The 4,161-nt window shown below is 31.4% G+C and carries 6 protein-coding genes and 2 pseudogenes; 4 read left to right on the top strand and 4 right to left on the bottom strand.

The features are described from left to right. From C3420_RS16410 to C3420_RS16400, 4 genes and pseudogenes are all read left to right on the top strand, one after another. A pseudogene (locus C3420_RS16410) lies at window positions 1-119 on the top strand (IS30 family transposase); the annotation flags it as partial. Continuing rightward, window positions 116-493 (top strand): glycosyltransferase family A protein, encoded by a 378-nt coding sequence (locus tag C3420_RS17730; protein WP_228152984.1) that lies wholly within the window; start codon window positions 116-118, stop codon window positions 491-493. The pseudogene C3420_RS16410 and the gene C3420_RS17730, both read left to right, overlap by 4 nt. Window positions 494-586: 93 nt before the next feature. Continuing rightward, entirely contained in the window at window positions 587-1,000 is a 414-nt protein-coding gene (locus tag C3420_RS17725; RefSeq protein ID WP_228152983.1) for a hypothetical protein, read from the top strand. A gap of 4 nt (window positions 1,001-1,004) precedes the next feature. Next, window positions 1,005-1,571, top strand: a complete 567-nt coding sequence (locus tag C3420_RS16400) for an acyltransferase (RefSeq protein ID WP_004813050.1) — start codon at window positions 1,005-1,007, stop codon at window positions 1,569-1,571. 4 nt (window positions 1,572-1,575) lie between these two features. Here the strand turns inward: C3420_RS16400 and C3420_RS16395 are convergent, their stop codons facing one another. The 4 genes and pseudogenes from C3420_RS16395 to C3420_RS16380 all read right to left on the bottom strand — a co-directional run. Then, window positions 1,576-2,400: a glycosyltransferase family 2 protein gene (locus tag C3420_RS16395; RefSeq protein ID WP_004813051.1), complete on the bottom strand. Its 825-nt coding sequence runs from the start codon at window positions 2,398-2,400 to the stop codon at window positions 1,576-1,578. Further along, window positions 2,400-3,515, bottom strand: a complete 1,116-nt coding sequence (locus C3420_RS16390; RefSeq protein WP_004813052.1) for a DegT/DnrJ/EryC1/StrS family aminotransferase — start codon at window positions 3,513-3,515, stop codon at window positions 2,400-2,402. Before C3420_RS16390 ends, C3420_RS16395 begins: the two co-directional genes overlap by 1 nt. A 7-nt stretch (window positions 3,516-3,522) precedes the next feature. Continuing rightward, complete coding sequence (locus C3420_RS16385; protein ID WP_004813054.1) at window positions 3,523-3,939, bottom strand: MaoC family dehydratase; 417 nt, start codon at window positions 3,937-3,939, stop codon at window positions 3,523-3,525. Continuing rightward, window positions 3,940-4,161: pseudogene (locus C3420_RS16380) on the bottom strand (N-acetyltransferase); the annotation flags it as partial. It lies immediately after the preceding gene.

The following is a 4,161-nucleotide window of genomic DNA, read 5'->3' as shown; positions in this document are numbered from 1 at the left end:
TTGCCATGTCACTGAATACTCGTCCTAGAAAGGCGTTAGATTGGCTTACACCATTAGAGAAATTTGCTCAGCTTGTTGATTATCATATGGCTTTTGAAACTGTCGCACCTCATGTTTGAATTCGCCCTTTCATGTATATTTTATTGATGATGGCTCTACTGACTCAACAGTTTCACTATTGAATCAAAACTTAAAATCAAATATTTTTTCGTACACTATCATTAGTCAAAAAAACCAAGGAGCAGCCCAAGCTAGACTAAATGCAATAAAAATAGTAAAAGAGGAATACTGTTTAATTATTGATTGTGATGACTCTATATCAAATGATATGATTAACAATATAATTAATGTAATAAAACATTCTAAAGTAGACACTATTGTTTTTGATGTAATGATGCAAGATAAATCTGGTAAATATGAAGCTCTTCCCTGCTTTGATGAAAGCAGAAATATTTATAATGGTTTTGAATGTTTAGAAAACTCTATAGGATGATGTAAAATTTCTGGTTTCATGTGTACGAAAAAGAATATTTTTTTAAAAAGCTATGATCTTTATCACACCTTAAATACGAAAAAAGAAAACTTTTTGAATAATGATGAAATAATAAGCAGATTAAATTTCTTACACTCAGAAAAGGTTATAAAGATAAATTCAATTTATTATTATCAATACAACCCAAACTCCACAACTAAGAAAATTAATCAAAAAATGCATTATATTATAAATAATGCCATTATCTTACATAAGCTATTAAATAAACACCCAATTCAAAATAAAATTGATAAAGAGCTTTTTTCAACATTATGGGGAATAAAAAAATATATATCAAAAAACAATAAACAAATTCAAGAAAAACAAGAATGGGTTTGCAGCTTAAAAAAAGGCTGTAATTATATATTAACTAGTAAAATTTTAAAAAAACAAAGTTTTAAAAATAAGAGACGTTTTGTTATAACCCTTACTACTGTATACTTTTTTCTAATCTTTAAAAGAGGATAGTTTTATGAAATTTAGAAAAATTTACAATAAAATAAGATATTTTATTTACAAAAGACTACTTTCAGATTGTGATCATTTAGTTATTAAAAAAGAGTATCACTACCCTACGTTATTCTTAGGAAAGGGTAAAATTCATATTGAAATGGCTCAATTAGGTGTTACCCCTTCTCCATATTTTTATCATACTGCCGGATACATTGAAGCTAGAAATAGTTCAGCAAGAGTAACAATCAAAGATCATACTATTATTAACAATAGTTTTGTAATTATTGCAGATAAAACATCAGTAACTATCGGTGAACACTGCTTAATCGGTCCAAATTTTTTTATTACTGACTCCGATTTCCATGGTGTAGAAATAAAAGATCGATCAAATGGAAATTATCAGTGCTCACCTGTTTCTATAGAGAATCATGTATTTATCGGAGAAAATGTGAGAATTTTAAAAGGAGTAACCATAGGAGAAGGTTCCGTCATTGGTAACAGTTCTGTTGTCACAAAAAGCGTCCCCGCATACTCGATTTATGCAGGAAATCCAGCTAAGTTAATAAAAAAACTGAGTTCTAACTAAGGTTTCAGTTAAATTTATATTCTAAAAGAATCTTAATCTTTAAGAAAAAGGCCTTTAACTTACTTATTTTTTTCATAGGATTAACAAGCAGTCTTTTTTTTACTATATATAGGGCCTGTGCATATTTAGGTTCATCTACATATTGATCTAGTATTTTTATCATTTCAGTATACATAAAAGTATTATCTGAACTAATATTAGAATCATGCTTACGATAATTAATCAGCAATTGTGGTATATAAACCATTTTTTTATTTAGTTTTGACATACGTAACAACAAATCCCAATCTTCTACCTTTACATTAGGATTATATCCTCCAACCTGCCTCAAAATTTCTGTTTTAAACATTTGTGAAGAGGCTGGTAGATCATGTTTATTCAGAAGAATATCTTCAAATCCAGTTTCAGAATATTCTCTTACCCGTGAGGAAAGTATTTGATTTTTATTGTTAATAATATTCACACCGCCAAAAACTCCCACAGTATCAGACTTAAACGAGCTAATCTGTAAGCTTGTTTTTTCAGGAAGCATCTGGTCGTCAGAAGCAATCACACAAAAATAATCTCCTTGAGCCCATTCTAAAGCTTCATTTAAGGTGTTACATAATCCCTTATTTGGACGATCCCGAAATTCAAACCGAGTGAATCTTTGCTCACATTCAATAAGCATTTCCTTTATTTTATTCACAGACTGATCAGTTGAACCATCATCAATAATAATGAATTCAATATTTTCATATGTTTGATTAATAACACTTCTAATACTATCCTGTACGAACCCCGCATGGTTATAGCATGGGATAGCAATTGTAACTAATAAATTATCCATTACACTTTAAACTCATTACAAAGCTGAATGACTTTTTCAGCATCTTCAACCGTTAAAGTTGGCCCCATCGGCAAGCTCAAAATCTCTGCATGAATTTGCTCAGAAACTGGGTAACTTAGGTCATTCCATTCCTCATATGCTTGCTGCTTATGTGGTGGGATTGGATAATGGATTAAAGTTTGTACCCCATTTTCCGCTAAATACTTTTGCAATTCCATTCGATACTTTGAACGAATGACAAATACATGCCAAACATGCTGCTGATCATTAAGTACATCTTTATTTACTTTTGGTAATTCAATGAGTGGGTTATTAATTTCAGCCATATAAAGATTCGCTATCTGGCGTCGATTTTGTGTTTCATCATCCAAATATTTTAATTTTACGTCAAGCATCGCTGCTTGAATTTCATCAAGACGACTATTTACGCCTACAAATAAGTTTTTATATTTCTCATAGGATCCATAATTACGCAAAGCTTTTAAAGTTTGCGCTAACTCTGCATCATTAGTAGTGATGGCACCAGCATCACCTAATGCACCTAAGTTCTTCCCTGGATAAAAACTGAAACCTGCTGCATCTCCCCAATTACCCGCTTTTTTACCTTCAACTTCAGCTCCATGTGCCTGAGCTGAATCTTCTAATACTAACAAATTATGCTGTTGTGCAATTTGCATAATTGCAGACATATTTGCTAATTGTCCATATAAATGAACAGGTAAAATCACTTTTGTTTTTGGAGTAATTGCTGCTCGTATTGCTTCAATCGAAATATTAAAACTATTTTCATCTGGCTCTACCAAAACAGGTATTAAATGATTGGCTGTAACTGCGAGAATACTTGCGATATAGGTATTCGCCGGCACAATGACTTCATCACCATCTTTGAGTTTGCCCAACTCTTTCCATGCTCGTAAGGTAAGAATTAGAGCATCTAAACCATTGGCAACACCAATAGCAAATTTAGTCTCACAATAATCTGCAAAATTCTGTTCAAATTTCTCTAATTCTTGACCACCAATATACCATCCAGAATCAATGACACGATTACATGCAGCCTTTAGCTCTTCGGCGTACTGATGATTAATTTGCTTTAAATCTAAAAATGAAATCATAATTCAATTATTCACCTGGAATATATAACTCTGCTGTACCTGATATGCATTTCTTACCGTCTATAAATGCACCAGTTTCAAATACAACTTTTTTTCTCTCTTTTATTACGTCGACAACCTCCACGTAATAATCAACAAAATCATTAAGATAAATAGGCTTAGTAAACTTATTCTCTGACTTTAAATATATACATCCAGGACCTGGTAAAGTAGTTGCAAAAATAGTTGAGAAAATACTAGATGCTAATGCTCCATGTACAATTCTAGAACCAAATATAGTGTTCTTCGCATACTCCTCGTTAAGATGCACAGGATTAGTATCTCCAGAAAGTCGTGAGAATCTTTGAACATCCTCAGCAGAGAAACTTCGCTTTAATTCAGCTCTATCGCCTACTTTAATATTTTCAATATTTAGTGTTTGCATTTATTGGCCTAGAAACTTTTGATAATCATTCAGAATTTCATAATATTTTGATGAAAAATAAATATAAAAATTATCTAGCTCATTTCCATCAATATGTTTTGCCCCCAATCTCATATGGAAATTATGTACACTTATATTTTCTTTACGCACATCAAAATGAGATTGATCGAACTTCAAGTGATCAAAAGCTAATTTATATACTAGCAATGCACTTTCAATAGC

It is taken from the genome of Acinetobacter sp. ACNIH3, from assembly GCF_002918965.1.
Classification (GTDB): domain Bacteria; phylum Pseudomonadota; class Gammaproteobacteria; order Pseudomonadales; family Moraxellaceae; genus Acinetobacter; species Acinetobacter schindleri.
The sequence above is the reverse complement of the archived record's forward strand: the minus strand, read 5'-3'. Positions and strand labels throughout refer to the sequence as shown.

Bases quoted from the DNA above. Each gene is read 5' to 3' on its own strand.
- C3420_RS16385 (WP_004813054.1), bottom strand. From the start codon at position 3,939: ATGCAAACACTAAATATTGAAAATATTAAAGTAGGCGATAGAGCTGAA.
- C3420_RS16395 (WP_004813051.1), bottom strand. From the start codon at position 2,400: ATGGATAATTTATTAGTTACAATTGCTATCCCATGCTATAACCATGCG.
- C3420_RS16390 (WP_004813052.1), bottom strand. From the start codon at position 3,515: ATGATTTCATTTTTAGATTTAAAGCAAATTAATCATCAGTACGCCGAA.
- C3420_RS16400 (WP_004813050.1), top strand. From the start codon at position 1,005: ATGAAATTTAGAAAAATTTACAATAAAATAAGATATTTTATTTACAAA.